The following is a 25,131-nucleotide window of genomic DNA, read 5'->3' on the forward strand; positions in this document are numbered from 1 at the left end:
CGCCTTCATGTCCAACGCCACCGCGCCCGCAACGGAAGGACCCGACCGGTCCGACGCGCCTGCGCATGTCGCCATCATCATGGATGGCAACGGGCGTTGGGCGGCTGCGCGCGGCTTGCCGCGTGCGGAAGGGCATCGCCGTGGCGTGGACGCGCTGCGCCGCGTGGTGCGCGCCTCGCACGAGCTCGGCATTCGCTATCTCACCATCTTCTCGTTCTCCTCGGAGAACTGGTCGCGCCCGGCGAGCGAGATCGGCGATCTTTTCGGCCTGCTGCGGCGCTTCATCCGCAACGATCTGGCGAGCCTGCATCGCGACGGCGTCAAGGTCCGCATCATCGGCGAGCGCGAAGGGCTCGAGAGCGACATCTGCGCGCTCCTCAGCGAGGCGGAGGAGCTGACGCGCGACAACACGCGCCTCACGCTCGTCGTCGCCTTCAACTACGGCTCGCGGCAGGAGATCGCGAAGGCCGCGCAGAAGCTCGCGCGCGAGGTCGCAGAGGGCAGGCGGGATCCCGCCACGATCGACGCCGAGACGCTTGGCGCGCATCTCGATGCGCCCGACATTCCCGATCCCGATCTCATCATCCGCACCAGCGGCGAGCAGCGCCTGTCCAACTTCCTGATGTGGCAGGCCGCCTATAGCGAGCTCGTCTTCGTGCCGATCCACTGGCCCGATTTCGACAAGGCGGCGCTGGAAAGCGCGATCGCCGAATTTGCCAGGCGCGAGCGCCGTTTCGGCGGCCTGGTCGCGAAAACCGCCTCGTGAGCGAACCCGACGCCGCACCGGCGGGCTCTGCGCCTGCCCCGAGCAATCTCGTGCTGCGGGTTCTCGCCGCGCTCGTGCTGGCGCCGCTCGCCATTGCGCTCGCCTACGCCGGCGGCTGGCTGTGGGCACTTCTTGTCACCCTGGTATCGATCGGATTGTTCGCGGAATGGCTGATGGTGGTGGGCGCGGGCTCGGTCGCGCTGACTGGGACGGGGACTATCGTCATCGCCATCATGGGATTTTGCGTTGCCTTCGGCGCGCTCAAGACGGCTGTCATCGCCGGCTTCATCGGCGGTGCGATCGTGACGCTGATCGCGCGGGGCAAGTTCGTCTGGGCGGCTACCGGATTTGCCTATGCATCGGCGGCGCTGCTGGCCTCGATCCTGGTGCGGCAGGATCTCTTAAACGGGTTCGCCGCCCTGATGTTCGTGCTGCTCGTGGTGTGGGCGACCGATATCGGCGGCTATTTCGCCGGCCGCAGCATCGGTGGACCGAAGCTGTGGCCACGCGTGAGTCCCAAGAAGACCTGGGCGGGCGCTCTCGGCGGCTTTGTCGCAAGCCTCTTGGTTGCGGTGGGCTTCGCGGCTTGCGGGCTCGGAAAGATGGCGCCATTGCTGCTCGTCAGCGCCATCCTGTCGGTGGTATCGGCATTGGGCGATCTGTTCGAATCCGCGGTGAAGCGGCGCTTCGGCGTCAAGGATTCCAGTCACTTAATTCCCGGCCATGGCGGACTTATGGACCGCCTGGACGGCTTTGTTGCCGCCATCCTGGCGGCATGGATTATCGGCTTTCTCCGCCATGGTGTGCATAGCGCCGGAAGCGGTCTTATGGTTTGGTGAGGATATGAGCGCGGTCCCATTGCGTAACAACAGGCTTGCTGCGTCTGCCGTCCGCAGCGTCACGGTACTCGGTGCCACCGGCTCGATCGGCGACAGCACGATGGATTTGCTGCGCGCCTCGCCCGAACGCTATCGCGTCGAGGCGCTGACGGCGAACGGCAATGTCGAAGCGCTGGCCAAGCTCGCGAAGGAATTCTCCGCGCGCTACGTCGCGATCGCCGACACCTCCAAGCTCGCCGAGCTGAAGGCCGCGTTGGCCGGGACCAGCACCGAATGCGGCGCCGGCGAAAGCGCGGTGATCGAGGCGGGTGCGCGTCCTGCCGATTGGGTGATGGCGGCCGTGAGCGGCGCCGCCGGACTGAAGCCGGCCCTGGCCGCGGTTGATCGCGGCGCGCATGTCGCGCTCGCCAACAAGGAATGCCTGGTCTGCGCCGGCGATTTCTTCATGCAGCGCGCGGCAAAAGCCGGCGCCTGCATCCTGCCGGCCGATTCCGAGCACAATGCTCTGTTCCAGGCGCTGAGCTCAGGCAATCGCGACGAGCTCGTCCGCGTCATCATCACGGCCTCCGGCGGCCCGTTCCGGACCTGGAAGCCTGCCGACATCGAGCAGGCCACGCTCGAGCAGGCCCTGAAGCATCCCAATTGGAGCATGGGCCAGAAGATCACGATCGATTCCGCCTCGATGATGAACAAGGGGCTCGAGGTGATCGAGGCGTCCTATCTGTTCGCGCTCGCGCCCGACGAGATCGACGTGCTCGTTCATCCGCAGTCGATCATCCACGGCATGGTCGAGTTTTCCGATTGCTCCGTCGTGGCCCAGCTCGGCGCGCCCGACATGCGGACGCCGATCGCGCACTGTCTCGGCTGGCCTGACCGTATCAAGGGTCCGGCGGCCAAGCTCGACCTGGCCAAGATCGGCCAGCTGACCTTCGAGGCGCCGGATTTCGAGCGGTTCCCGGGCCTGCGCCTGGCCTACGATTCGCTCCGGACCGGGAAGGGAGCGACCACCGTCTACAACGCTGCCAACGAGGTCGCTGTCGCCGCCTTCATCGCCGGCAAGATCCGGTTTGGTGCGATCGCGCGCCTGGTCGAGGCGACGCTGGATGACTGGGTCCGCAGCGGGAACCAGGCTCCGATGACCTCGGCCGATGATGCAATCTCCGTTGACCATGTTGCGCGAAATAAAGCTGCCGCCCTATTGCCTCAAATTGCCTTAAAGGCATCCTAGATGGTTCGGGGCCAGGGCCTTGCGGCGCTGGATGAGGGAATTCGATGATCGACTTTTTTGTCCATAGTTTCAATACGTTGAGCCATGGGCTCCTCGGTTACGCGATCCCCTTCTTGTTCGTCTTGACCATCGTCGTGTTCTTCCACGAGCTCGGCCATTTCCTGGTCGCGCGCTGGGCGGGCGTTCGCGTTTTGACCTTTTCACTCGGTTTCGGACCTGAACTGGTCGGTTTCAACGACCGTCACGGGACCCGCTGGAAGATCTCCGCGATTCCGCTTGGCGGTTACGTCAAGTTTTTCGGCGACGAGAGCGAGGCCTCGACCCCGTCGGCCGAGACGCTCGCGGCCATGACGGCCGAGGAGCGGGCCGGCAGCTTCCACCACAAGAAGGTCGGCCCGCGCGCCGCCATCGTCGCAGCCGGACCGATCGCCAATTTCATCCTGGGCGCGCTGATCTTCGCCGCCATGGCGCTGTACTACGGCAAGCCGAGCACGATCGCGCGCGTCGACGGCGTCGTCGCCGACGGCGCGGCGGCGGCGGCGGGCTTCAAGATCGGGGACGTCGTCGTCCAGATCGACGGCAAGCCGATCGAGAGCTTTGCCGACATGCAGCGAATCGTTGCGATGAGCGCAGGTTCAGCGCTTGCGTTCCAGGTGAAGCGGGACGGCGCCATCGTGTCGCTGACCGCGACCCCCGCACTGCTTGAGCGCAAGGATCCCTTCGGCAACCGCCATCGCGTCGGCGTGCTCGGTGTCGAGCATAAGTCGCAGGCCGGTGAGGCCTCGACCGCTCCGGTGGGCATCGGCGAAGCGCTCAAGATCGGCGTCGAGCAGGTCTGGTTCATCATCACCAGCACCTTCAAGTTCCTGGGCTCGTTGTTCGTCGGAAACGGCAATCCCAACGAGGTCAGCGGCGTCCTGGGAATCGCGAAGATGTCGGGGCAGGCGGCCAGCGCCGGATTCCAGTTCGTGATCAATTTGTGCGCGGTGCTGTCGGTGTCGATCGGCCTGTTGAACCTGTTCCCGATCCCGCTGCTCGATGGCGGTCACCTTATGTTCTATGCGGCGGAAGTGGTCCGCGGCCGGCCTCTGTCCGAACGGACTCAGGAGATGGGGTTCCGAATCGGGCTCGGTTTGGTGCTGATGTTGATGGTGTTTGCGACCTACAACGACATCCTTCGGATGGCGGCTTCCTGATAGGGGCTTTTTTGTGGCGTTGCTGTTGAGCAACGTCTTGGAATGAAATTGAAATTGCGGCGCGCTCGACCGTTTGCGGCGTCGGTGAAATTGGCTACAAGCGGCCTGAACTTGGGGAATCTTTCCAGATCGGCGTTGGGGTTGGGTCTGGTACGGAATGATAAGGGCGCGTTGCGCGATGAAGTTTGGACTGCGACTCCGGGGGCTTGCTCGCAACCCTGATCATGTTCGGCGCGCCGGTGGTTGCCCCGGTTGGGGCTGTTTTCGTGTCTTCGTCTGCGCTTGCTCAGACGGTCCAGTCGATTTCCGTCCAAGGAAATCGCCGTGTCGAGGTGGAGACGATCCGCTCCTATTTCAAGCCGGGTCCGGGCGGCCGCCTGGATCAAGGCGCCATCGACGACGGCCTGAAGGCGTTGATCGAGACCGGCCTGTTCCAGGACGTCAGGATCAATCGTGGCCCCGGCGGCCAGATCATCGTCTCCGTGGTGGAAAACCCGGTGATCGGGCGCATCGCCTTCGAGGGCAACAAGAAGATCAAGGACGAGCAGCTCACCGCTGAGGTCCAGTCCAAGGCACGGGGCACCTTCTCCCGCGCCATGGTGCAGTCCGACACCTTGCGAATCGCCGAGATCTATCGCCGGTCCGGCCGCTATGACGTGCGCGTCACGCCTGAAATCATCGAGCAGCCGAACAACCGCGTCGACCTGATCTTCACGATCGAGGAGGGCGCCAAGACCGGCGTCAAGTCGATCGAGTTCGTCGGCAACAGTGCGTTCTCGTCTTATCGCCTGCGCGACGTCATCAAGACGCGCGAATCGAACCTGCTGAGCTTCCTCGCCAGCGGCGACATCTACGATCCCGATCGCGTCGAGGCCGACCGCGACCTGATCCGCCGCTTCTATCTCAAGCACGGCTTCGCCGACGTCCAGGTCGTGGCCGCGCTCACCGAATACGATCCGGAGAAGAAGGGCTTCAACGTCACCTTCAAGATCGAGGAAGGCGCGCAATACCGCGTCGGCGCGGTCGACTTCCGCTCCAGCATTCCGAACTTCGACCCCACCTCGCTGCGCACCTATTCGCGCATCAATGTCGGCTCGCTCTACAACGTCGAATCGGTCGAGAAGTCGGTCGAGGAGATGCAGATCGAGGCTTCGCGCCGCGGTTATGCCTTCGCGGTGGTTCGTCCCGGCGGCGATCGCAATTTCGAGGCCCATACCGTCTCCGTCGTGTTCAACGTCGACGAGGGCCCGCGCACCTATATCGAGCGCATCAACCTGCGCGGCAACACCCGCACGCGCGACTACGTGATCCGCCGCGAGTTCGACATCTCGGAAGGCGATGCCTACAACCGCGCGCTGGTCGACCGCGCCGAGCGGCGGCTGAAGAACCTCGACTACTTCAAGAGCGTGAAGATCACGACGGAGCCCGGTTCGTCGAGCGATCGCGTGATCCTGATCGTCGATATGGAAGAGAAATCGACCGGCGACTTCTCGATCTCGGGCGGCTACTCCACGACCGACGGCGCGCTGGCCGAAGTCTCGATCTCCGAGCGCAATCTGCTCGGCCGCGGCCTGTTCGCCAAGGCGTCGGTGACCTATGGCCAGTATGCGCGCGGTTACTCGCTGTCGTTCGTCGAGCCCTATCTGCTCGACTACCGCGTGGCGCTCGGCCTCGACCTCTATCAGCGCCAGCAGCTGGCCAACAGCTACATCTCCTACGGCACCAAGACGCTCGGCTTCTCGCCGCGCCTCGGCTTCTCCTTGCGTGAAGACCTGGCGCTCCAGCTGCGCTACTCGATCTACCAGCAGGAAATCACGCTGCCGTACTACCTGACGAACTGTAACAACAATCCGGGCAGCTCGTTCAACCCGAGCCCGGCCTTCGCCGCCGTGAACGGCATCGACCTGAGCTCGACCAATGGCCTCGGCTGCTACAGCGACGGCGAAGCCTCGCTGCCGGTGCGCAAGGAGCTTGCCAACGGCAAGACCCTGACCTCGGCGCTCGGCTACACGCTGACCTACAACACGCTGGACAACAACAAGAACCCCACCGACGGTCTGCTCATCGACTTTCGGCAGGATTTCGCCGGCGTCGGCGGCGACGTCAGCTATCTGAAGACCGTTGCGGACGGAAAGTATTACGCTCCGCTGGTGTCTGACATCGTCGGCATCGTCCGTCTGCAGGGCGGTATTCTGACCAAGATCAACGATGATCTGCGGATGCTCGACCACTTCCAGATGGGCCCGAACCTCGTCCGCGGCTTCGCGCCGAATGGTATCGGCCCGCGCGACCTGAATCCGTTCGGTACGCAGGACGCGCTCGGCGGCACCAAGTATTGGGGCGCTTCGCTCGAATTGCAGATGCCGTTCTGGTTCCTGCCCAAGGAAGTGGGTCTGAAGGGCGCGGTCTATGCCGACGCCGGCGGTCTCTACGACTATAAGGGACCGACGAGTTGGACCGCTACCAACGAGGTCAATGTGCCGGGCTGTATCCCGTCGACCATCAATCCGACGAGCACCGGAACCTGTACCGGCCTCATTTATGACGACAGCAAAGTGGTCCGCACGTCGGTCGGTGTCGGCCTGATCTGGCAGTCGCCGTTCGGTCCGCTGCGCTTCGATTACGCCGTGCCGCTCACCAAGGGCAAGTACGACCGCACGCAGGAGTTCCGGTTCGGCGGCGGCACCACGTTCTAATTCGATCAGCACGGCACGATCCGGATCACTGGAGCCGGTTTCCGAAAGGGATCGTGCCAATCCTGCAGATGAGGCATGATGCGGCCTGACCGCTTCATGCCGAAGCCGGACCGCGACGGGGTGGAATGGCGCAGCCGACCTTCTTCACAAAACCGCCTGCCTCAGCGTTGGCTGACATTGCCGCGCTGACCAAGGCGCAGCTGGTCGACCCCGAAAGGGGCGGCCGGATCATCACGGGCCTTGCTTCGCTCGACGAAGCCGGCCCGATGCATCTGGCGTTCTTCGACAACCTGAAATATGCCGATCAGCTCAAGGCGACCCGGGCCGGGGCCTGCCTCGTGAGCCCGCGCTTCGAGGCCGAGGTGCCCGCGCATGTGGCCGTGCTGCGGGTGACGCAGCCGTTCCGTGCCTTCGTCAGGATCGCGCGGGAATGGCACGGAGACGCGCTCAGGCCGCAATCCTGGGTCGGCAATGACGGCATCGCGCCGTCCGCCATCATCGATCCGACGGCCCGGCTCGAGGATGGCGTGATCGTCGATCCCTTGGCCGTGATCGGCCCGGACGCCGAGATCGGCAGCGGCACCGTGATCGGCGTCGGTGCGGTGATCGGCCCCGGCGTCAAGATCGGCCGGGACTGCAATGTCGGTGCCCGCACGGCCATCCAGTGCTCCCTGATCGGCAACAACGTGCTGATCCATCCGGGCTGCTCGATCGGCCAGGACGGCTACGGCTTCATTTTCTTCGGCCCTGAGGGCCACCTGAAGGTGCCGCAGACCGGGCGGGTGCTGATCCAGAATGACGTCGAGGTCGGCGCCAACACCACGATCGACCGCGGCTCCTTGCGCGACACCGTGATCGGCGAAGGGACCAAAATCGACAATCAGGTCCAGATCGGCCACAATGTGACGATCGGGCGGCACTGCCTGCTGGCGGCCCAGATCGGCCTCGCCGGCAGCCTGACCATCGGCGACAACGTGGCGCTGGGAGCGAAGGTTGGCATCAACAACCACCTCAAGATCGGCGACGGAGCTCAGGTGACCGCCATGAGCGCCGTCAAGGACGACATCCCGCCTGGCGGACGCTGGGGCGGGCATTTCGCCAAGCCGACCAAACAGTGGTTCAAGGAGATCATCGCGGTGGAGCGCCTGGTGCGCGACAGCAAGGCCGATGCGAAGGACGAGGGACGGGAATGACGGTGGAATCACCTGTTAAGTTCGAACTGGTGGATATCAACGCGATCCTCCAGACCCTGCCGCACCGCTTTCCGATGCTCTTGATCGACCGCGTGATCAACATCCGCGCCGATTACAGCGGCATCGGCATCAAGAACGTCACCTTCAACGAGCCGGCTTTCCAGGGGCACTTTCCCGAGCGCCCAGTCTATCCCGGCGTGATGATGATCGAGGCGATGGCGCAGACCGCGGGCGTGATCGGCATCAAGTCGGTCGAGGGCACCGAGAAGCCGCGCGCGGTCTATTTCCTGACCATCGACAAGTGCAAGTTCCGCAAGCCCGTGCTGCCCGGCGATACCATCGAGTATCACATGCGCTCGCTCGGCCGCCGCAAAGCCATGTGGTGGTTTCACGGCGATGCCAAGGTCAACGGGCAGATCGTTGCGGAAGCCGACGTCGGCGCCATGCTGACGGACTGAGCGGGATCAATCCCTCTGGGCCGGCTCGTGTGTCCGGCACGCGTAGCTCCCGGTGGTCGCCTCGGGCTTGATATTTTGGTTGAAGAACTGCCCCATGGAGGGCGCGCCGAGGAGACGCTCGACCGTATCGGGCGTCACGTCGCAATAGCGGTCATAGGCGCCGTTGTTCGCGACAACCAGATTCTGCTGCGCGCGATCGTAACAGACCCGCTGAAGCACCGTGCTGCGGGTGATGTCCCGGCATTCAAATGTCCCGAGATCGACGAGGCGGCGTTCGCCGGTCTCGACCGTCTCGGACACGATCGGAGCCGTCGCGAGCTGGGCGAGCAGAAGTGCCAGGGTCCTGACCACGATCACCTCAAGCTTCACATGAACCTGTTGATGGGCCGGGAAGGCCGCCTCATCCGGCACATGAAACACGCCGAGATGATACGTCACTGGACAGATCGGGCATAGTCGCGCTAACCAGCCGAAAACCAAGCGACTTCAATACATAACCAGACCTTCTTGACGAGTAAGATTGGCTTGATGAGCAAAATTGATCCCACCGCACGGGTCGCGGACGGCGCCGTGATCGGCGCGGGCACCGAGATCGGACCCTATTGCATCATCGGCCCGAACGTCGTGATCGGCGCGGACTGCAAGCTGATCGGACATGTGCATGTCACGGCGCAGACCACGATCGGTGACGGTTGCACCATTTACCCGTTCGCCTCGCTCGGCACGCCGCCGCAATCGCTCAGCTATCGTGGCGAGCTAACGCAGCTCAAGATCGGCTCGGGCTGCACCATCCGCGAATCCGTGACAATGAATGCTGGCACCGTCGCAGGCGGCGGCGTCACCACGGTTGGGGACCGCGGGTATTTCATGAACTGCAGCCATGTCGGCCACGACTGCCATGTCGGCAATGACGTGATCTTCGCGACGTCGGCAACGCTCGGCGGCCACTGCGAGATCGGCGACTTTGTCTTCATCGGCGGCCTGTCCGCAGTGCACCAGTTCACCCGCATCGGCCCGCAGGTCATGGTTGGCGGTGTGTGTGGCGTGCGCGACGACATCATCCCGTTCGGCCTCGTCAACGGCCAATATGCAGTGTTGGAAGGCCTCAATCTGATCGGCATGAAGCGGCGCAAGTTCACCAAGCAGCGGCTTGCGACCGTGAGAGGGTTCTACCAAAAACTCTTCCATGGTCCCGGCACTTTCGCCGAACGGCTGGAGGCCGCGCGGCCGCTCGCGGGCGAAGACCCTGCGATCGCCGAAATCCTCGACTTCATCGGCAAGGGCAAGCGCCCGCTCTGTCTTCCCGCCATCGCGAAGTGATCCTGGGATGGCCGCGGGCATGACATCGGCGGCTGCGGAGATTTCCTCACCTATCGGCGTGGTCGCCGGCGGCGGCGCGATGCCGTTTGCGGTCGCCGAATCGCTCGCCGCGCGCGGCATCACGCCGGTGCTGTTTCCGCTGCGCGGGGCCTGCGATCCGGCGCGGGTGGAGAAATTCCGCCACCGCTGGATCTCGGTCGGCCAGCTCGGCCGCGCGATGCGGCTGTTTCGCGAAGAAGGCTGCCGCGACCTGATCTTCATCGGCACATTGGTGCGGCCGTCGCTCTCGGAGATCCGGTTCGACGTCAAGACGCTGCGCCTGCTCGGCAGCGTCATTCGTGCCTTCCGCGGCGGCGACGATCATCTGTTGTCCGGCGTCGGCCGCATCCTCGAGCAGGACGGCTTTCGCATAGTCGGCATCAAGGACGTCGCGCCCGATCTGCTGATGCCCGAGGGCTGCATCAGCCGCGCCTGGCCGAGCGACACTGGCAAGACCGACATCGAGCGCGGCCGGGCGGTGCTGACTGCGCTTGGTCCGTTCGACATCGGCCAGGCCGCGGTCGTGATCGACGGTCATGTCGTGGCGGTCGAGGACATCGAGGGCACCGACGCGCTGCTCGCGCGTGTCGCACGGCTGCGCGAGGAGGGCCGCATTCGCGCGGCCATGGGCCGCGGCGTGCTAGTGAAGGCACCGAAGAGCGGCCAGGATCTGCGCTTCGACCTGCCGACGATCGGCCCGCGTACCATCGAAGGCGTCGCCAAGGCGGGCCTTGCCGGCATCGCCGTCATCGCCGGCAATACGATTGCGGCCGAGCCGCAGGCGATGATCGCGCTCGCCGACGCCAAATACCTCTTCGTCATCGGCCTGCCGGCGTGATGCAGAGCCGCGATCCCAAGCGCAAGATCTTCCTGATCGCCACGGAGGAATCCGGCGACCGGCTCGGCAGCGCCTTGATGAAAGTGCTGCGGCAGCGCCTCGGCGACGGTGTGCAGTTCGAAGGCGTCGGCGGCCGCACCATGGCGCGCGAGGGGCTCGAGACCCTGTTTCCGATCGAGGAGCTCTCCATCGTCGGCTTCGCCGCCGTCGTTCAGCAATTGCCGAAAATCCTGCGGCTGATCCGTAAGACGGCCGACGCCGTGACCGAGGCCGCGCCCGACGCGCTCGTCATCATCGACAGCCCCGATTTCACCCATCGCGTCGCCCGCCGCGTGCGTTCGCGCAGTCCGGCGATTCCGATCGTCGATTACGTGTCGCCGCAGCTCTGGGCGTGGCGGCCGGGACGGGCGCGGACCATGCTCGGCTATGTCGACCATGTCCTCGGCCTCTTGCCATTCGAGCCGGAGGAATACCGCAAGCTGGGCGGGCCGCCATGCAGTTATGTCGGCCATCCCCTGGTCGAGCAATTGGGCTCGCTGCGGCCGAACGCGGAGGAACAGAAGCGCCGCAACAGTGAGCCGCCGGTGCTCCTGGTGCTGCCCGGCAGCCGCCGCAGCGAGATCCGGCATCACCTCGAGGTGTTCGGCGCGACGCTCGGCCGCTTGCAGGCGGAGGGGCGCGCGTTCGAATTGATGCTGCCGACCATGCCGCACCTCGAAGCGACCATCCGCGAAGGCATCGCGAATTGGCCGGTCAAGCCGCAGATCGTGATCGGCGAGAACGACAAGCGCGCCGCCTTCCGCATTGCGCACGCGGCGCTGGCGAAATCCGGCACGGTGACGCTCGAGCTCGCGCTGTCGGGCATTCCGATGGTGACGGCCTATCGCGTCGGCGCCATCGAGGCCTTCATCCTGCGCCGCGCGATCCGCGTCTCCTCGGTGATCCTCGCTAATCTCGTGATCGGCAAGGACGTCATTCCGGAGTTCCTGCAGGAGGAGTGCACGCCGCAGAAGCTGGCACCGGCGCTCGCCGCGCTGTTGACGGACTCGCCGCTGCGCCGGGAGCAGGTCGAAGCGTTCGCCCGGCTCGATCAGATCATGTCGACCGGCAACAAGTCGCCGAGCGTGCTCGCCGCCGACATCGTGCTCGCGACGATGCGCAAGGGTAGGCGGTAAGACGGATTTCGTAGGGTGGGCAAAGCGAAAGCGTGCCCACCCTTTCTCCTCATCAATTGCGTAGAGAGACGGTGGGCACACTGCGCTTTGCCCTCCCTACAGGACTAGCCGAGACCGCCGTCGACCTGAAAGCATTGGCGCGTGATACGCTGGCTCTCGTCGGAGGCGAGGAACAGCGCCATGTTGGCGATGTCGTCGGGCGTCACCGCATCGGGGACGGCCTGACGCGCGCGCATCTCGGCGATGGCCTGCTCCTCCGGGTACCACAGCCGGCGCTGGCGCTCGGTGATAACCATGCCCGGTGCAATCGCGTTGACGCGAATGCGGTCGGGGCCGACCGACCGGGCCAGCGAGTTGGTGAAGCCGACGATCGCCGCTTTCGCGGCGGCATAGACCGGCAGCGCCGGGGCGCCGCGGATCCAGGCGATCGACGACATGTTGATGATCGAGCCGCCGCCGCGCGCCTGCATCTGCGGCACCACCGCCTGCGCCGCGAAGAAGACGTGCTTGAGATTGACGCCGATCATCCAGTCGAACTCGGCCGGCGTCACCTCCGAAAGAATTTGGCGTTGATCGTTGGCGGCATTGTTGACGAGAACGGCGGCATCGCCCAGCGAACGGTGGACCTCCGCCATCGCGGTGCGCATGGCTTCGATGTCGAGGAGATCGCAGGGCACGAACAGTGGCGCAGTCTCGGACGCGGCCGCCACCTCCCGCACCAGCGTTTCACCGGCCTTCGTGTCGATGTCGAGGAAGGCGACGCGGGCGCCCTGGGACGCGAAAGCCCGTACGAAGGCGGCGCCGATGCCGCTGGCGCCACCGGTGATCAACACTACGCGCCCCGCAAGGCCTGAATAGGTCGTCTTCGTCATGCGATCAGTCGCTCCGTCTCGGGGTCGAACAGGCAAATGCGCCGTGTGTCGAGCGCGAAAGAGGCGGACGCGCCGAGCGTGGGGCGGATATCGGGCGAGATTCGCGCCATCGCGGGCTCGCCCCCGAGCCGCAACAACACCATCGTCTCGGCACCCGTCGGCTCGACCATTTCCACCGGTGCGTTGACGAGGACAGGCGCATCGCCGGAAAACGCGCGGCTGGCTTCGGCAATGCATTCCGGCCTGATCCCGAACACCACCTCGCGACCGACGAAGGATGCTGCGGCCTCATATCCCCTCAGGCGCAGGCGAACCTCGTCCGGCCGCCCGGCGCCGATCACGACCACAGGTCCGTCATTCCCGGTCTCGAGCCGCGCCGGCATTGTGTTCATCGGCGGCGAGCCCATGAAACGCGCCACGAACAGATTGGCCGGATAGCGGTACACGGTATCGGGATCGGCGAATTGCTGCACGCTGCCCTGATGCATCACTGCGATCCGTGTCGCCATCGTCATTGCCTCGATCTGGTCGTGGGTGACATAGACGATGGTGGCGCCGATGCGCTGGTGCAGCCGCTTGATCTCCATTCGCATCTCGACGCGCAGCTTGGCGTCGAGATTGGACAGCGGCTCGTCGAACAGGAAGAGCAGGGGATTGCGCACCAGCGCGCGACCCATCGCCACACGCTGGCGCTGGCCGCCGGACAATTGCGACGGTTTGCGGCCGAGCAGCGGCTCGATCTGGAGCAGCTTCGCCACATTCGCCACCGCCTTCTCCTGCTCGGCCTTCGGCACGTGGCGGCATTCCATGCCGAAGGTGATGTTCTGGCGCACCGTCATCGAGGGATAGAGTGCGTAGGACTGAAACACCATGGCGATGTCGCGGTCCTTGGGCGGGATGTCGTTGACGACGCGTCCGCCAATCTCGATCGTTCCCGCGCTCGGCCGGTCGAGCCCGGCGACGATGTTGAGCAGCGTGGACTTGCCGCAGCCGGACGGTCCGACCAACACGGTGAATTCGCCGCTCTCGATGTCGAGATCGATGCCCTTCAGCACCTCCAGATTGGCGTAGCGCTTGGACAGGGCGCGAATGCTTAGTGCTGCCATGACAAATCCATCATTTCACTGCGCCGGCGGTAAGGCCGCGTACGAAGTACCTGCCGCCGAGGAGATAGATCAACAATGTGGGCAGCGCTGCGATGATCACCGCTGCGCTCTGCACGCCATGCTGTGGGATATCCGCAACTGCAGCAGATAGCGCGATGAGAGCAGCCGTGACGGGCTGCTGTTGGCCGCTCGTGAACGTCACGCCATAGAGGAACTCGTTCCAGATGTGCGTGAACTGCCAGATCACGGTGACGATCAGGATGGGAGGCGAGAGCGGCAGAATGATGCGCCAGAAAATACGAAAGAACCCGGCGCCATCGATGCGCGCGGCCCTGATCAATTCATGGGGAATGGCGACATAGTAGTTTCGGCAGAACAGCGTGGTGAAGGAGAGCCCCTGGACGGTGTGAATCAGCACGAGGCCCGCCAGCGTGTTGATGAGACCGATGTCCCGCAGCACGATGGTCCAGGGAAGCAGGCGCATCTGCTGGGGAAGGAACAGGCCGAGGGTCACGATTCCGTAGACCCAGCTGTCGCCGCGAAAACGCCAGAGCGACACGGCATAACCGGCGATCGCACCGAGCATGGTCGAGAAAATCGTCGCAGGAATCGTGACGAGCGCGGAGTTCAGCATGTACGGCCGGATGCCGGCGCAGGTCTCGGCGACGCAGAAGCCGCTCCAGGCTGCGGCGTAATTGCTCCAGGCCCATTGCTGCGGCCAGCCGATCATCGAGGCCTGCGCGATCTCCTCGTTGCTGCGGAGCGAGTTCAGGACGACAACAGCCAATGGCGCGAGCCATGCTGCAGCGATCAGCGAAACGACGAGATAGATCAAAATCCGGCCTGGTGCGAAGGTTCGGTCACGCATGGGCCGCCCGCCGCCGCTGAAGATAACGCCACGCTGCATACGGCAGCAGCACCGCGAGAAGAATCAGCAGCATGAGCACCGCCGCCGCTGCCCCGCGGCCGAGCAGGCTGCGCTGGAACATCAGGTCGTAGACGACAAGTGCCGGCAGCTCGAGTCTGCGATTCCCGGCCCGCCGTTGGTGAGCGCGCGGACAAGGTCGAAAGCCGAAATCGCGAACTGCAACTGGATCACGACGACGGTGATGGTGATCGGCCAAAGCGTCGGCAGAATGATGCGCCGGTACATTCGGACCGGTCCTGCGCCGTCGATCTGCGCAGCCTTGATGAGATCGGCATCGACCGAGCGAAGGCCGGCAAGGAAGAGCGCCATGGCGAAGCCCGAGGATTGCCAGATGGCAGCGATAACAATGGTCCAGATGGCCATGTCGCGGTCGATCAGCCAGTTCGAACTTGAAGGAGGTCCAGCCGAGGTCATGGACCAGCTTCTGGATCCCAAGGCCGGGATTGAGCAGCCAACTCCAGACCGTGCCGGTGACCACGAACGACACCGCCAGGGGGTAGAGGAAGATGGATCGCAGCAGGTTCTCGCCGCGAATGCGCTGATCGAGCAGGATCGCAAGGATGAGGCCGGTCACCGCGCTCAGCAGCACGAAAGCGCTGCCAAACAGCAGCAAATTGTCGAAGGCGATCTGCCAGTTCCGCGATGCCGCGACCGCCGTGTAGTTGCGCAACCCCACCCAGCCCGAGACCGGCACCAGAGTGGATGGCGTGAACGAGATCCAGATCGTCCACAGCGAGAACGACACGAGGTGCGCGGCGGACAGCAGCAGCGGCACCCAGATCATCAGATATTCGGGCAGCCGGCGCACCACGTCCGAAGGCGCCGGCCGGCCCGGTCTTGTCGCGACGGCCTGGGTCAACGTGCGCTCTCGACGGCATCGGCAAGGCGGGTGACGGCTTGCTCCGGCTTGATCGTCTTGTTCTTCACGTACTCCGTGATCACGTCGATCATCGCTGCGGTCATTCCGTTTTCCTGAGCCATATTGTGCGCAAGGCTCAGAACCGCCTGATCGCTGGCAATAGCGTCTTTCAGGGCTGCTGCAGTCCGCCGTTGACCGTCCGACCAGCCTTCACCGGAAAGATCGACATCGGTGCGCACGGGTATCGATCCCGTAATCTGCGAATACATCGTCTGGATCGCCGGATCCATGACGAGCTGAGCCATCAGCATCTGACCGGCCTGGAGGTCAGGCTCCTTGCGCTGCCAGAAGATGAACGCATCAGCGTTCAACAGGAACACCGGCTTGCCATTGTCGCTGGGGCCCGGCGCAATCATGAAGTCGTCGAACTTGAAACCGGCATTGCGTAATACGCCCTGCGCCCAGCCGCCCATGATCATCATGCCCATGTCGCCGTCGACGAAGCGCTTCAGGTTGGTCGAAAAGTGTTGGGCGCCGACGTTGGGATCCATCCAGTCGGCGATCTTGCGCACCTGCGCGAACGCGGCCTTGAGCTCGGGACCCTCCAGAGCTTTCTTGTCGAGATTCATGATGGCCGCGCGGTATGCGGTTGGACTGATGCCCGCCAGAGAAGCCTCGAATTTTTGTCCGTCGTCCGGGCGGGTACCACCGTTGGCGATGGGATAGGGGACACCGCCTGCTTTCATCTTTTCAGCAAGCTCATTGAAGTCTGCCCAGGTGACGGGAATCTTGTCGGCCTTGGCCTTGTCCATCGCGCGTTTGGACAGGAACAGCATATTGGTGCTGTAGATCTGCAACGGCAGCGCGATCCACTTGCCGCCCGGCTTATGCAATCGTGCAAGATCTGGAGCGACGACCTTCTCGTAGCCCGCGGCAGCGACAACGGCGTCAAGATCGACGGTTGGGGCAATCTTCGACCAGGCTGCAATCTCGGGACCTTTGAGTTGCGAGCAGGCCGGAGGATCTCCGGCCATGATCTGAGCGCGCAGCTTGTTCATCATCTCGGTGGTGAAGCCGGGGACGGGCGAGTGCTGCCAGACCCCTCCCTTCTCCTCGAATTTCTTACCGAGCGCCGTGATGGCCGCCCCGTCGCTGCCCGCGGACCATTGAGAGATCGCGGTCAGGCGCGGCTTGACCGCGCCCTGGGCGCGGGCAAATGCCGGCAGCGCGAGTGCGGCAGCAGATCCAGCGAGCAGACGGCGCCTTGTTGTTGTGATCGGCATGGCAGTTCCTCCCGGTGTGAAGTTCTTTGTGCGTTGAGGCCGCGCGGTTCAGGGCATGTTAGGCGGCCTCCGTCGATGTGGCGGGCATGCCGCCGCGGCTGGCCAGGCAGAAGGCGGCGAAGGCCAGGGCCGCCTGCGGATCGTTGCCGGTCGAGGGTGGCACGAAGGCGATGGACACTTGCGCCGATGTCCGGCCGCCCAGCAGGCAGGCGTCGATCCCCTCGACCACGGCGTTGCGATCGTCATCGAAGAGCAGCGATGGCCAGCCGCTGACGGCGACGCCACCGCACGGCTTCACATTCAGCGTGTTGCCGATCGCAAGGCCAAGCCGGAACAGCCGCCGCCGCAACTCCTGGCGCACGCGCGTCGAGAGCGGGATCGCGTGCACCCATTCGCTGCCGAGCTGGAGCAATTCGGCGTCGGAGACGCCGAGGAGCTGGCCAAAGCGGCGAGCGAAGTATAGGCCTCGACGCAGCCGAGATGGCCGCAGCGGCAGCGCGGTCCTTCGGGTCCAAATACCATGTGGCCCAGTTCAACCGGCTGGAGCGCATCGGCTTCAGTCGGGTCATCCATCCAGGCGCCGGCAACGCCATGGCTGACAAAGACGAACAGATGCGTGCCGCTGAATGGATAGTTCTGCGTGCGGCAGCGGTGAAAAGTGGCGTGCGCCACCACCGAATTGGTGAATTCCAGCGGCACGTCGGTAAACATCTCGCCGATCATGGCGCTGATGCGCCCGACATCGCAGGGGATGATCGGATTGCCGGATACGGTCAACCGGCCAAGGCCCGGAATGGAGACGCCGATTTGTGAGAGCGTGATGTGGCGGCGGCGCGTCCAGTCGCGCAGCAATGTCATCGCTTCGCGGAACACGCGGCCGACCGTCTCGACGGTTGGCGCCTTCGGCAACGGCAGACGTTCGGTGTAGTGCAGTTCGCCCGACAGAGCGCCGACGCCGACGCTGAGCCATTGAGCGGACAGCTCGACGGCTGCGAGCGCCACGGAGCCGCCGAGCGACACGAGACCCGTCGGGCCGCCGACGTAAGGGGCAGGGCGCCGCACTTCCTCGATCAGGCCTTCGGCCTTCAGGTCGAACAGGATGCGCGACAGGCTCGCCTCGGACAGGCGCACCGCCTTCGCCAGCGGCGGCCGAAACGAGCCGCCCGACTGGAGCAAATGAGTCGAAATGGCAGCGCGCGTCTGCCGCCGACTTCTCGGCTGCTCCGGCATTTCCATCCCTGTCGTCATTCTTACTTAGTGTAAGAATTTGCGCGCGGAGCGTTTCAGCTGTCAAGTGTTTGCCGGTCCGATGCGCCGACTTGTTGTTGTGCGCGGCAGCAACAGCGGTGTCTGTAGGTTGGGTTAGCCTTGCAGATGCGCGAAGCGCACCTGCAAGGCGTAACCCACCATGCTTCTGCACTGGCCGAACGAAGTTGGTGGGTTACGCCAGCGGACTGCGCTTCGCGCAGCCGCTAGCTAACCCACCCTACAAGTGCGCGCACAAACAAAAACGGCGCCATCTTTCGATGACGCCGTTTCGAAGCCGTTATGGCGATCGTTACCGCTTGTCGATCGGCACGTAGTCGCGCTTGGCGACGCCGGTGTAGAGCTGGCGCGGACGGCCGATCTTCTGGTGCGGATCTTCGATCATCTCGCTCCACTGGCTGATCCAGCCGACGGTGCGGGCGACCGCGAACAGCACGGTGAACATCGAGACCGGGAAGCCCATCGCCTTCAGTGTGATGCCCGAATAGAAGTCGACGTTCGGGTAGAGCTTGCGGTCGATGAAGTACTGGTCGCTGAGCGCGATCTTCTCGAGCTCCATCGCCACGTTCAGCATCGGATCATTACCATGGCCGGTCTCCTTGAGCACGGCGTGACACATCTTCTGCATGATCTTGGCGCGCGGATCGTAGTTCTTGTAGACGCGGTGGCCGAAGCCCATCAGGCGGACTTCAGAATTCTTGTCCTTCACCTTGGCGATGAATTCCGGAATCTTGTCGACCGTGCCGATCTCGTAGAGCATGTTGAGCGCGGCTTCGTTGGCGCCGCCATGCGCCGGGCCCCACAGGCAGGCGATGCCCGCCGCGATGCAGGCGAACGGGTTGGCGCCGGAGGAGCCGGCGATGCGCACCGTCGAGGTCGAGGCGTTCTGCTCGTGGTCGGCGTGCAGGATGAAGATCTTCTCCAGCGCGTCGGCGAGGACCGGGCTCACCTTGTAGTCCTCGCAGGGCACCGCGAAGCACATGTTCAGGAAGTTCTCGGCAAAGCGCAGCGAGTTCTTCGGATAAACGAAGGGCTGGCCGACGGTGTACTTGTAGGCCATCGCAGCCAGCGTCGGGATCTTGGCGATCATGCGCATGGAGGCGACCATGCGCTGCTTGGGATCGTTGATGTCGGTGCTATCGTGATAGAACGCGGCCAGCGCGCCAACCGCCGCCACCATGATCGCCATCGGATGGGCGTCGCGGCGGAAGCCCTGGAAGAAGCGGGCCATCTGCTCGTGCACCATCGTGTGATGGGTCACGCGATAGTCGAAATCCTTCTTCTGCGCGGCGGTGGGCAGATTCCCGTAGAGCAGGAGATAGCAGGTCTCCAGGAAGTCGCCGTGCTCGGCGAGCTGCTCGATCGGGTAGCCGCGGTATTCCAGCACGCCCGCATCACCGTCGATATAGGTGATCTTGGACTGGCAGCTCGCCGTCGAGGTGAAGCCCGGATCGTAAGTGAACAGGCCGGACTGGCCGTAGAGCTTGCCGATATCGATCACATCGGGCCCGACGCTGCCGCTGAGGATCGGAAGATCGTAATTCTTGTTTCCGACCGTCAGCGTGGCGGTCTTGTTGCTTGGTTTTGCGTCCATCGTAGGTCCCCGATGTGTGGTGAAACGGGCCGGAGCCGGAGGCCCCTGAGGAGATCGTTGGGGGCAGGCCGGATGTTCCAGAATGTACGGGGGAGATGGGTATATTATTGCTGTGTGCGCTGCAAGATCACCCCCACGCATGGTCGACTTACGTCGTAGATTGATCTTGAAGCCGGCCCAGGCTTTCCTGGCGTCCCAGGACGTCCAAAACCTCAAATATACCAGGCGACGTCGTCCGTCCGGTCAGCGCGGCCCGCAAGGGCTGGGCGACCGCGCCGAGCTTGAGACTATTTTCCTCGGCAAAGGTGCGCAGCGCGGCTTCCGTGCTGGCACTGCTCCATGTCTCGACTTTCCCCAGCGCGGAATGAAGCTGGCCGATCAGCTTGCGGTTCTCAGCTGTCAGCAGCGCCTGCGCCTTGGCATCGAGCTGCAGCGGCCGGTCGGCGAAGATGAAGTAGGCGCCGTCGATCAGCTCGATCAGCGTCTTGGCGCGCTCCTTCAGGGCCGGCATGGCTTTCAGGAGCTGCGCCCGCGTGGTGTCGTTTAACTTGGCCTTAATGTCGTCGCGGCTGGGCACGATGTGGTCGAGCACATCCTCGAACATCTTCACGAGTGATTGATCCTCGGCGTTGCGGATGTAGTGGCCGTTGAGATTTTCCAGCTTGGCGAAATCGAAGCGGGCGGCGGCGCGGCCGACGCTGGCAAGGTCGAATGCCGCGATCATTTCGTCGGTCGAGAAGATCTCCTGGTCGCCATGGCTCCAGCCGAGCCGGACGAGGTAGTTGCGCAGCGCCGCCGGGAGGTACCCCATGGCGCGGTAGGCATCGACGCCGAGTGCGCCGTGGCGCTTCGACAGCTTCGAGCCGTCCGGGCCGTGGATCAGGGGGATGTGGGACATGCTCGGCAGCGCCCAGCCCATTGCATCGTAGATCTGCTTCTGGCGGGCGGCGTTGATCAGATGGTCGTCGCCGCGAATGACATGGGTCACGCCCATGTCGTGGTCATCCACGACCACCGCGAGCATGTAGGTCGGGTTGCCATCGCCACGCAGCAGGACGAGGTCGTCGAGGTTCTCGTTCTGCCAGACCACGCGGCCCTGGACCTGGTCCTCGATCATGGTCTCACCGGTCTGCGGCGCGCGCAGGCGAATGGTGGGCTTCACGTCGGCCGGGGCGGTCGCGGGATCACGGTCGCGCCACATGCCGTCATAGAGGCGGGTGCGGCCCTCTGCGCGCGCCTTCTCGCGCATGGCGGCAAGCTCCTCGGCGGTGGCGTAGCAGCGATAGGCCTTGCCGTCGGCGAGCAGCTGCTCGGCGACCTCGCGGTGGCGGGCGGCGCGGGCGAACTGGTAGATGACCTCGCCGTCCCAGCCGAGCTCGAGCCATTTGAGGCCGTCGAGGATGGCCGCGATGGCGGCCTCGGTGGAGCGCTCCCGGTCGGTATCCTCGATCCGCAGCAGCATCTTGCCGCCGTGCTTCTTCGCATAGAGCCAGTTGAACAGCGCCGTGCGGGCGCCTCCGATATGGAGGAAGCCGGTCGGCGAGGGAGCGAAGCGCGTGACGACGGAATCGGTCATTCTTGGCAGGGCCTATGCATTGGAGGCGGTGGTATGTATCAGGACCGGAGCATGACTAAAGCCCGACAGCGGACCTGCTAAGGCTTGGCGCGGCCCAGCGAATTTGGCAGAAGGACCGCTGATTTCCCTACAGGATTTTCGTAATGACAGAACCGGTGGCGACTGAGGTTGGGCGCGATTTCATTCGTGACATCATCCAGGCCGATCTCGATCAGGGCAAATACAAGGAGATCGTGACCCGGTTCCCGCCGGAGCCGAACGGCTATTTGCATATCGGCCACGCCAAGTCGATCGCACTCAATTTCGGCATCTCCCAGGAATTTCCAGGCCGCTGCCATCTGCGCTTCGACGACACCAACCCGATCAAGGAAGAGCAGGAATATATCGATTCCATCCAGGCCGACGTGCGCTGGCTCGGCTTCGACTGGGGCAAGAACCTGTTCTTCGCCTCGGACTATTTCGATCGCCTCTATGAATGGGCGGAGCAGCTGATCCGCGACGGACTCGCCTATGTCGACGACCAGACCCAGGAGGAGATCCGCACTTCGCGCGGCTCGCTGACCGAGCCCGGCAGGAACTCGCCGTTCCGTGACCGCTCGGTGGAGGAAAATCTCGACCTGTTCCGCCGCATGAAGGCCGGCGAATTCCCGAACGGGGCGCGCGTGCTGCGAGCCAAGATCGACATGGCCGCGGGCAACATCAATCTGCGCGACCCCGTGCTGTATCGCATCCTGCATGCGCATCATCCGCGCACCGGCACCGAATGGAGCATCTATCCGAGCTACGATTATGCGCACGGCCAGTCGGACGCGATCGAGGGCATCACGCACTCGATCTGCACGCTGGAGTTCGAGGACCATCGGCCGCTCTATGACTGGTTCATCGAGAAGCTGCCGGTGCCGTCAGAGCCGCACCAGTACGAGTTCGCGCGGCTGAACCTGACTTACACGCTGCTCTCGAAGCGCGTTCTGACCCAGCTCGTTCGCGAGGGCCATGTCGCGGGCTGGGACGATCCGCGCATGCCGACCATCGCGGGGATGCGCCGCCGCGGCGTGCCGCCGGCCGCGCTGCGCGAATTCGTCAAGCGCATCGGCGTCGCCAAGGCCAACAGCGTGGTCGATGTCGGCATGCTCGAGTTCTGCATCCGTGAGGAACTGAACCGCACGGCGCAGCGCCGCATGGCGGTGCTGAAGCCGCTGAAAGTGGTGATCGAGAACTATCCGGAAGGGCAGGTTGAGGAGCTCGAGGCGATCAATCATCCCGACGATCCCAGCGCCGGCACGCGCAAGATCACGTTCGGCCGCGAGCTCTATATCGAGCAGGATGACTTCATGGAGAATCCGCCGAAGAAATTCTTCCGCCTGTCGCCGGGCAATGAGGTGCGGCTGCGCTATGCTTATTTCGTCAAGTGCACCGGTGTGATCAAGAACGACGCAGGCGAGGTGGTCGAGCTGCGCTGCACCTACGATCCCGCTAGCAAGGGCGGCAACGCGCCCGATGGCCGCAAGGTCAAGGCGACCATGCACTGGCTGCCGGCAGCGGCATCCAAGCCAGCGGAGATCCGCATCTACAACCAGCTGTTCTCCAATCCGAATCCGGACGCCGCGAACTTCGCGGCCGATCTCAATCCGCAATCGCTGGAGATCCTGGCTGATGCCCGAGTCGAGGCATCGGTTGCGGAAAGCAATTCGATGGAGCCGATGCAGTTCGAGCGGCAGGGCTATTTCGTGCGTGACAAGGACTCGACGCCCGGCAAGCCGGTGTTCTCGCGCACCATCGGCCTGCGCGACACGTTTGCGAAGGAAGTCGCGAAAGGCTGAGATACGACATGAACAATGAGGCCGACGCCATCGTTTCCGCCATCATCGCGAAATGGTGCGCCGGCTTCGCGACGCTCGACGCGGCCGCGCTGTCGTCGCTCTATTCGAAGAATGCGTTCTTCTTCGGCTCCAACCCGACGCTATATCGTGGCAGGGACGGAGTAGCGGCCTATTTCAATGGCCTGCCGCGCCGGCGCTTGCCGAGCGTCCGCTTTTCCGAGGTGGCCGCGGCGCAGGTCGCGCCCAAAATGATCAACATGGCCGCGATCGCCTCGTTCGACCTCGGCGAGGAGGCCGCGCCGCTGTCGGTCAAGCTTACCTGGGCAATCGTGCGTGAAGGCGGCGACTGGAAGATCGCGAGCCACCACGTGTCGTCCAGAGCTGCGCTGATCTAGCGCCGGGGGATGTACTTCATCGCATCCGGCTTCATCCGCTCGCTACAGCTTGTAGCCGATCTTTCGCAGCAGGTCCTTCCGCCACGCAATGTCGGCGTCGGTCTCGATACCCAGAGGCGAAGCGCCATCCACTACGCCGAGCACGCCGCGGCCAAGCTCCGTTTGCGCGACGATCACCTGCGTGGGGTTGGCCGTCGCGCAGTAGATGCGGCAGACCTCCGGCACCGCGCGCACGGGAGCCAGGACGTTGACCGGAAAGAACCCGTCGCCCAGGAAGATCAGGAAAGTGTGGCCGGCGCCGATGGCCAATGCGTTGTTGCGGGCGAGGGTGAGGGCCGCTTCGTCATTGCCCGACCAGCGTACCAGTCGCTTGCCGGAGGCCTCGCAGAAGGCCAGCCCGAAGCGGATGCCCGGAACCGCGCCCACGAGCGCCTCGTGGAGGTCTTCCACGGTCTTGATGAAATGCGACTGGCCAAAGATGAAGTTGGCCGCATCCGGTTTGACGATGGGCACCACGGTGAGTTCCATGGCTACGCTCCTATCGGCAGAGTTCCACATGTTAAGCCGTACAGCCGGCCGCGCAACGATCGCGATTACCGTACCCGATATTTGCTCGCGTAGTGCTTGCCGAGAATCTTGCGGGTCTGATCGGCCAGCCGCTTGTTACCAGTCGCCGGCCGCCTGGCGTGGCGGGTCTTCGGCTTTGGCCAATCCGTTCCTGAGCTCTGCTTTCTTGGCGTGCGCATAACTGCAGACCTCGTTGCCACATAACCATCTAAGGGACGAATCTCAACCGGGCTGCCGGTCGAAAGGCCAAGATCGCGGTCCGCACGGCCCTGGGATTCCTCATGGGCGCATCGGTGAAGAGGTCAATAGCGGGTATGCCAGGCGCCATGCCTTCATCTGGCCCGTATGGGGCCGTGCAATCCGAAATCCGTGAACAGAACAATCATGATGTCAGCTGCTCCACACTATGACGGCGCCGCCGCCCGAGCCGCTTCATGGAACCGGCGAACTCGATCCAGGTCCTTGGCGTGCGATCCGTCCTGATCCGTTCTCGTCTTGGAATCGACACCGGCTGGACGGACGGTGCGGATCGCTTCTGCGACGTTGTCCGGTCCGAGACCACCGGCAAGGACAACAGGAACAGGGGCGAGGTCCACGATCCGGCGGCTGATACCCCAGTCATGCGTCACGCCGAGCGCGCCGATCTGCTCGTCCGTGGCTCGATAGCTGTCGAGAAGCAGAAAGTCTGCAATGCCAACGTAGCTGCGGGCAATCGCGACGCTCTCCTCGCCGAACACCGGTATGCTCCTCATCACGACCATCCCGGGCAACACGCGTTTGAGCGAAGCAACGTCTTGCGGCGAAAGCAATTCGGCGCTGGCTCCCAAATGGACGATCGCGGGGTTGAGTTCGCGCGCCCATGAGGCAATCAAGGAGAGATCGCAGGTCAGAAACAGTGCTGAGAACTTCGATGGCGGTACAATCGCCGCGGCAATTTCGGAAGCTGCTGAGATCGGCAGCTCGCGCGGAAATCGGCCGTCTCCGACGAGCACGCCGACATGATCGACGCCAATGGCTGAAACAGCGGACGCCTCTTCGAGGGTGGAGATTTCATAAATCTGGGTCAACATCGCGCGTAACCTCCGCGGCGGACATTGAGCATAAGACATCCGAAGGC

The 25,131-nt window shown here is 63.9% G+C and carries 20 protein-coding genes and 3 pseudogenes; 12 read left to right on the forward strand and 11 right to left on the reverse strand.

Annotated features, from left to right (window positions below):
- Positions 1 to 7 precede the first annotated feature (7 nt).
- From ACSKB8_RS30355 to fabZ, 7 genes and pseudogenes are all read left to right on the forward strand, one after another.
- A complete protein-coding gene (locus tag ACSKB8_RS30355; RefSeq protein WP_438108037.1) occupies positions 8 to 766 on the forward strand; it encodes an isoprenyl transferase in 759 nt (252 codons plus the stop codon).
- Positions 763 to 1,605, forward strand: a complete 843-nt coding sequence (locus tag ACSKB8_RS30360) for a phosphatidate cytidylyltransferase (protein ID WP_438108038.1) — start codon at positions 763 to 765, stop codon at positions 1,603 to 1,605. The genes ACSKB8_RS30355 and ACSKB8_RS30360 overlap by 4 nt, the downstream gene beginning before the upstream one ends.
- 4 nt (positions 1,606 to 1,609) lie before the next feature.
- On the forward strand, positions 1,610 to 2,833 hold the full coding sequence (dxr, locus tag ACSKB8_RS30365) for a 1-deoxy-D-xylulose-5-phosphate reductoisomerase (RefSeq protein ID WP_438108040.1): 1,224 nt from the start codon (positions 1,610 to 1,612) through the stop codon (positions 2,831 to 2,833).
- Positions 2,834 to 2,877: 44 nt separating this feature from the next.
- Complete coding sequence (rseP, locus tag ACSKB8_RS30370; protein ID WP_128941739.1) at positions 2,878 to 4,029, forward strand: RIP metalloprotease RseP; 1,152 nt, start codon at positions 2,878 to 2,880, stop codon at positions 4,027 to 4,029.
- A 178-nt stretch (positions 4,030 to 4,207) separates the two neighbouring features.
- Positions 4,208 to 6,725: pseudogene (bamA, locus tag ACSKB8_RS30375) on the forward strand (outer membrane protein assembly factor BamA).
- A gap of 125 nt (positions 6,726 to 6,850) precedes the next feature.
- Positions 6,851 to 7,918: a UDP-3-O-(3-hydroxymyristoyl)glucosamine N-acyltransferase gene (gene lpxD, locus ACSKB8_RS30380; protein WP_438108042.1), complete on the forward strand. Its 1,068-nt coding sequence runs from the start codon at positions 6,851 to 6,853 to the stop codon at positions 7,916 to 7,918.
- The gene (gene fabZ / locus ACSKB8_RS30385; protein WP_091885814.1) at positions 7,915 to 8,376 is read left to right on the forward strand and encodes a 3-hydroxyacyl-ACP dehydratase FabZ; all 462 of its coding nucleotides are present in this window, start codon (positions 7,915 to 7,917) and stop codon (positions 8,374 to 8,376) included. The genes lpxD and fabZ overlap by 4 nt, the downstream gene beginning before the upstream one ends.
- A gap of 6 nt (positions 8,377 to 8,382) precedes the next feature.
- Here the strand turns inward: fabZ and ACSKB8_RS30390 are convergent, their stop codons facing one another.
- Positions 8,383 to 8,727, reverse strand: coding sequence for a KTSC domain-containing protein (locus ACSKB8_RS30390; RefSeq protein WP_438110741.1), 345 nt, complete (start codon positions 8,725 to 8,727; stop codon positions 8,383 to 8,385).
- Positions 8,728 to 8,904: 177 nt separating this feature from the next.
- Here ACSKB8_RS30390 and lpxA point away from each other — a divergent pair, with 177 nt between their 5' ends.
- From lpxA to lpxB, 3 genes are read left to right on the forward strand one after another with little or no spacing between them, the layout of a single operon-like run.
- Positions 8,905 to 9,696 (forward strand): acyl-ACP--UDP-N-acetylglucosamine O-acyltransferase, encoded by a 792-nt coding sequence (lpxA, locus tag ACSKB8_RS30395; RefSeq protein WP_438108044.1) that lies wholly within the window; start codon positions 8,905 to 8,907, stop codon positions 9,694 to 9,696.
- 19 nt (positions 9,697 to 9,715) lie between these two features.
- On the forward strand, positions 9,716 to 10,573 hold the full coding sequence (locus tag ACSKB8_RS30400) for an LpxI family protein (protein WP_438110743.1): 858 nt from the start codon (positions 9,716 to 9,718) through the stop codon (positions 10,571 to 10,573).
- A complete protein-coding gene (lpxB, locus tag ACSKB8_RS30405; protein WP_438108046.1) occupies positions 10,570 to 11,748 on the forward strand; it encodes a lipid-A-disaccharide synthase in 1,179 nt (392 codons plus the stop codon). Before ACSKB8_RS30400 ends, lpxB begins: the two co-directional genes overlap by 4 nt.
- Before the next feature lie 104 nt (positions 11,749 to 11,852).
- Here lpxB and ACSKB8_RS30410 read toward each other — a convergent pair whose 3' ends face one another.
- From ACSKB8_RS30410 to gltX, 8 genes and pseudogenes are all read right to left on the reverse strand, one after another.
- Positions 11,853 to 12,620, reverse strand: coding sequence for an SDR family NAD(P)-dependent oxidoreductase (locus tag ACSKB8_RS30410; protein ID WP_438108047.1), 768 nt, complete (start codon positions 12,618 to 12,620; stop codon positions 11,853 to 11,855).
- The gene (locus tag ACSKB8_RS30415) at positions 12,617 to 13,726 is read right to left on the reverse strand and encodes an ABC transporter ATP-binding protein (protein WP_438108049.1); all 1,110 of its coding nucleotides are present in this window, start codon (positions 13,724 to 13,726) and stop codon (positions 12,617 to 12,619) included. The genes ACSKB8_RS30410 and ACSKB8_RS30415 overlap by 4 nt, the downstream gene beginning before the upstream one ends.
- 10 nt (positions 13,727 to 13,736) lie before the next feature.
- Complete coding sequence (locus tag ACSKB8_RS30420) at positions 13,737 to 14,594, reverse strand: carbohydrate ABC transporter permease (RefSeq protein WP_438108051.1); 858 nt, start codon at positions 14,592 to 14,594, stop codon at positions 13,737 to 13,739.
- Positions 14,587 to 15,513, reverse strand: a pseudogene (locus tag ACSKB8_RS30425) (carbohydrate ABC transporter permease). The gene ACSKB8_RS30420 and the pseudogene ACSKB8_RS30425 overlap by 8 nt, the downstream one beginning before the upstream one ends.
- On the reverse strand, positions 15,510 to 16,796 hold the full coding sequence (locus ACSKB8_RS30430) for an ABC transporter substrate-binding protein (protein WP_438108052.1): 1,287 nt from the start codon (positions 16,794 to 16,796) through the stop codon (positions 15,510 to 15,512). The pseudogene ACSKB8_RS30425 and the gene ACSKB8_RS30430 overlap by 4 nt, the downstream one beginning before the upstream one ends.
- Before the next feature lie 58 nt (positions 16,797 to 16,854).
- A pseudogene (locus ACSKB8_RS30435) lies at positions 16,855 to 18,032 on the reverse strand (ROK family protein).
- Between the two features lie 322 nt (positions 18,033 to 18,354).
- Positions 18,355 to 19,656 carry a citrate synthase gene (gene gltA, locus ACSKB8_RS30440; protein WP_370990068.1) on the reverse strand — a complete coding sequence of 434 codons (1,302 nt, stop codon included), beginning with the start codon at positions 19,654 to 19,656 and terminating at the stop codon, positions 18,355 to 18,357.
- Between the two features lie 148 nt (positions 19,657 to 19,804).
- Positions 19,805 to 21,232, reverse strand: a complete 1,428-nt coding sequence (gene gltX / locus ACSKB8_RS30445; protein ID WP_438108054.1) for a glutamate--tRNA ligase — start codon at positions 21,230 to 21,232, stop codon at positions 19,805 to 19,807.
- 143 nt (positions 21,233 to 21,375) lie between these two features.
- Here gltX and ACSKB8_RS30450 point away from each other — a divergent pair, with 143 nt between their 5' ends.
- Both ACSKB8_RS30450 and ACSKB8_RS30455 read left to right on the forward strand, forming a co-directional pair.
- Entirely contained in the window at positions 21,376 to 23,052 is a 1,677-nt protein-coding gene (locus tag ACSKB8_RS30450) for a glutamine--tRNA ligase/YqeY domain fusion protein (RefSeq protein WP_438108055.1), read from the forward strand.
- Positions 23,053 to 23,060: 8 nt separating this feature from the next.
- Positions 23,061 to 23,447: a nuclear transport factor 2 family protein gene (locus ACSKB8_RS30455; RefSeq protein ID WP_438108056.1), complete on the forward strand. Its 387-nt coding sequence runs from the start codon at positions 23,061 to 23,063 to the stop codon at positions 23,445 to 23,447.
- A 42-nt stretch (positions 23,448 to 23,489) separates the two neighbouring features.
- On the opposite strand, the gene ACSKB8_RS30460 is transcribed toward ACSKB8_RS30455, so the two are convergent.
- Complete coding sequence (locus tag ACSKB8_RS30460; protein ID WP_130213724.1) at positions 23,490 to 23,975, reverse strand: adenosine-specific kinase; 486 nt, start codon at positions 23,973 to 23,975, stop codon at positions 23,490 to 23,492.
- Positions 23,976 to 24,418: 443 nt separating this feature from the next.
- Positions 24,419 to 25,084 (reverse strand): phosphoribosylanthranilate isomerase, encoded by a 666-nt coding sequence (locus tag ACSKB8_RS30465; RefSeq protein WP_438108058.1) that lies wholly within the window; start codon positions 25,082 to 25,084, stop codon positions 24,419 to 24,421.
- Between the last annotated feature and the right edge of the window lie 47 nt (positions 25,085 to 25,131).

This window comes from Bradyrhizobium sp. BR 1432, from assembly GCF_051547705.1.
In the GTDB taxonomy this organism is placed as follows: domain Bacteria; phylum Pseudomonadota; class Alphaproteobacteria; order Rhizobiales; family Xanthobacteraceae; genus Bradyrhizobium; species Bradyrhizobium zhanjiangense.

Bases quoted from the DNA above. Each gene is read 5' to 3' on its own strand.
- ACSKB8_RS30355 (WP_438108037.1), top strand. From the start codon at position 8: ATGTCCAACGCCACCGCGCCCGCAACGGAAGGACCCGACCGGTCCGAC.
- dxr (WP_438108040.1), top strand. From the start codon at position 1,610: ATGAGCGCGGTCCCATTGCGTAACAACAGGCTTGCTGCGTCTGCCGTC.
- rseP (WP_128941739.1), top strand. From the start codon at position 2,878: ATGATCGACTTTTTTGTCCATAGTTTCAATACGTTGAGCCATGGGCTC.
- lpxD (WP_438108042.1), top strand. From the start codon at position 6,851: ATGGCGCAGCCGACCTTCTTCACAAAACCGCCTGCCTCAGCGTTGGCT.
- fabZ (WP_091885814.1), top strand. From the start codon at position 7,915: ATGACGGTGGAATCACCTGTTAAGTTCGAACTGGTGGATATCAACGCG.
- lpxA (WP_438108044.1), top strand. From the start codon at position 8,905: ATGAGCAAAATTGATCCCACCGCACGGGTCGCGGACGGCGCCGTGATC.
- ACSKB8_RS30400 (WP_438110743.1), top strand. From the start codon at position 9,716: ATGACATCGGCGGCTGCGGAGATTTCCTCACCTATCGGCGTGGTCGCC.
- ACSKB8_RS30410 (WP_438108047.1), bottom strand. From the start codon at position 12,620: ATGACGAAGACGACCTATTCAGGCCTTGCGGGGCGCGTAGTGTTGATC.
- ACSKB8_RS30415 (WP_438108049.1), bottom strand. From the start codon at position 13,726: ATGGCAGCACTAAGCATTCGCGCCCTGTCCAAGCGCTACGCCAATCTG.
- ACSKB8_RS30420 (WP_438108051.1), bottom strand. From the start codon at position 14,594: ATGCGTGACCGAACCTTCGCACCAGGCCGGATTTTGATCTATCTCGTC.
- ACSKB8_RS30430 (WP_438108052.1), bottom strand. From the start codon at position 16,796: ATGCCGATCACAACAACAAGGCGCCGTCTGCTCGCTGGATCTGCTGCC.
- gltA (WP_370990068.1), bottom strand. From the start codon at position 19,656: ATGGACGCAAAACCAAGCAACAAGACCGCCACGCTGACGGTCGGAAAC.
- gltX (WP_438108054.1), bottom strand. From the start codon at position 21,232: ATGACCGATTCCGTCGTCACGCGCTTCGCTCCCTCGCCGACCGGCTTC.
- ACSKB8_RS30450 (WP_438108055.1), top strand. From the start codon at position 21,376: ATGACAGAACCGGTGGCGACTGAGGTTGGGCGCGATTTCATTCGTGAC.
- ACSKB8_RS30455 (WP_438108056.1), top strand. From the start codon at position 23,061: ATGAACAATGAGGCCGACGCCATCGTTTCCGCCATCATCGCGAAATGG.
- ACSKB8_RS30460 (WP_130213724.1), bottom strand. From the start codon at position 23,975: ATGGAACTCACCGTGGTGCCCATCGTCAAACCGGATGCGGCCAACTTC.
- ACSKB8_RS30465 (WP_438108058.1), bottom strand. From the start codon at position 25,084: ATGTTGACCCAGATTTATGAAATCTCCACCCTCGAAGAGGCGTCCGCT.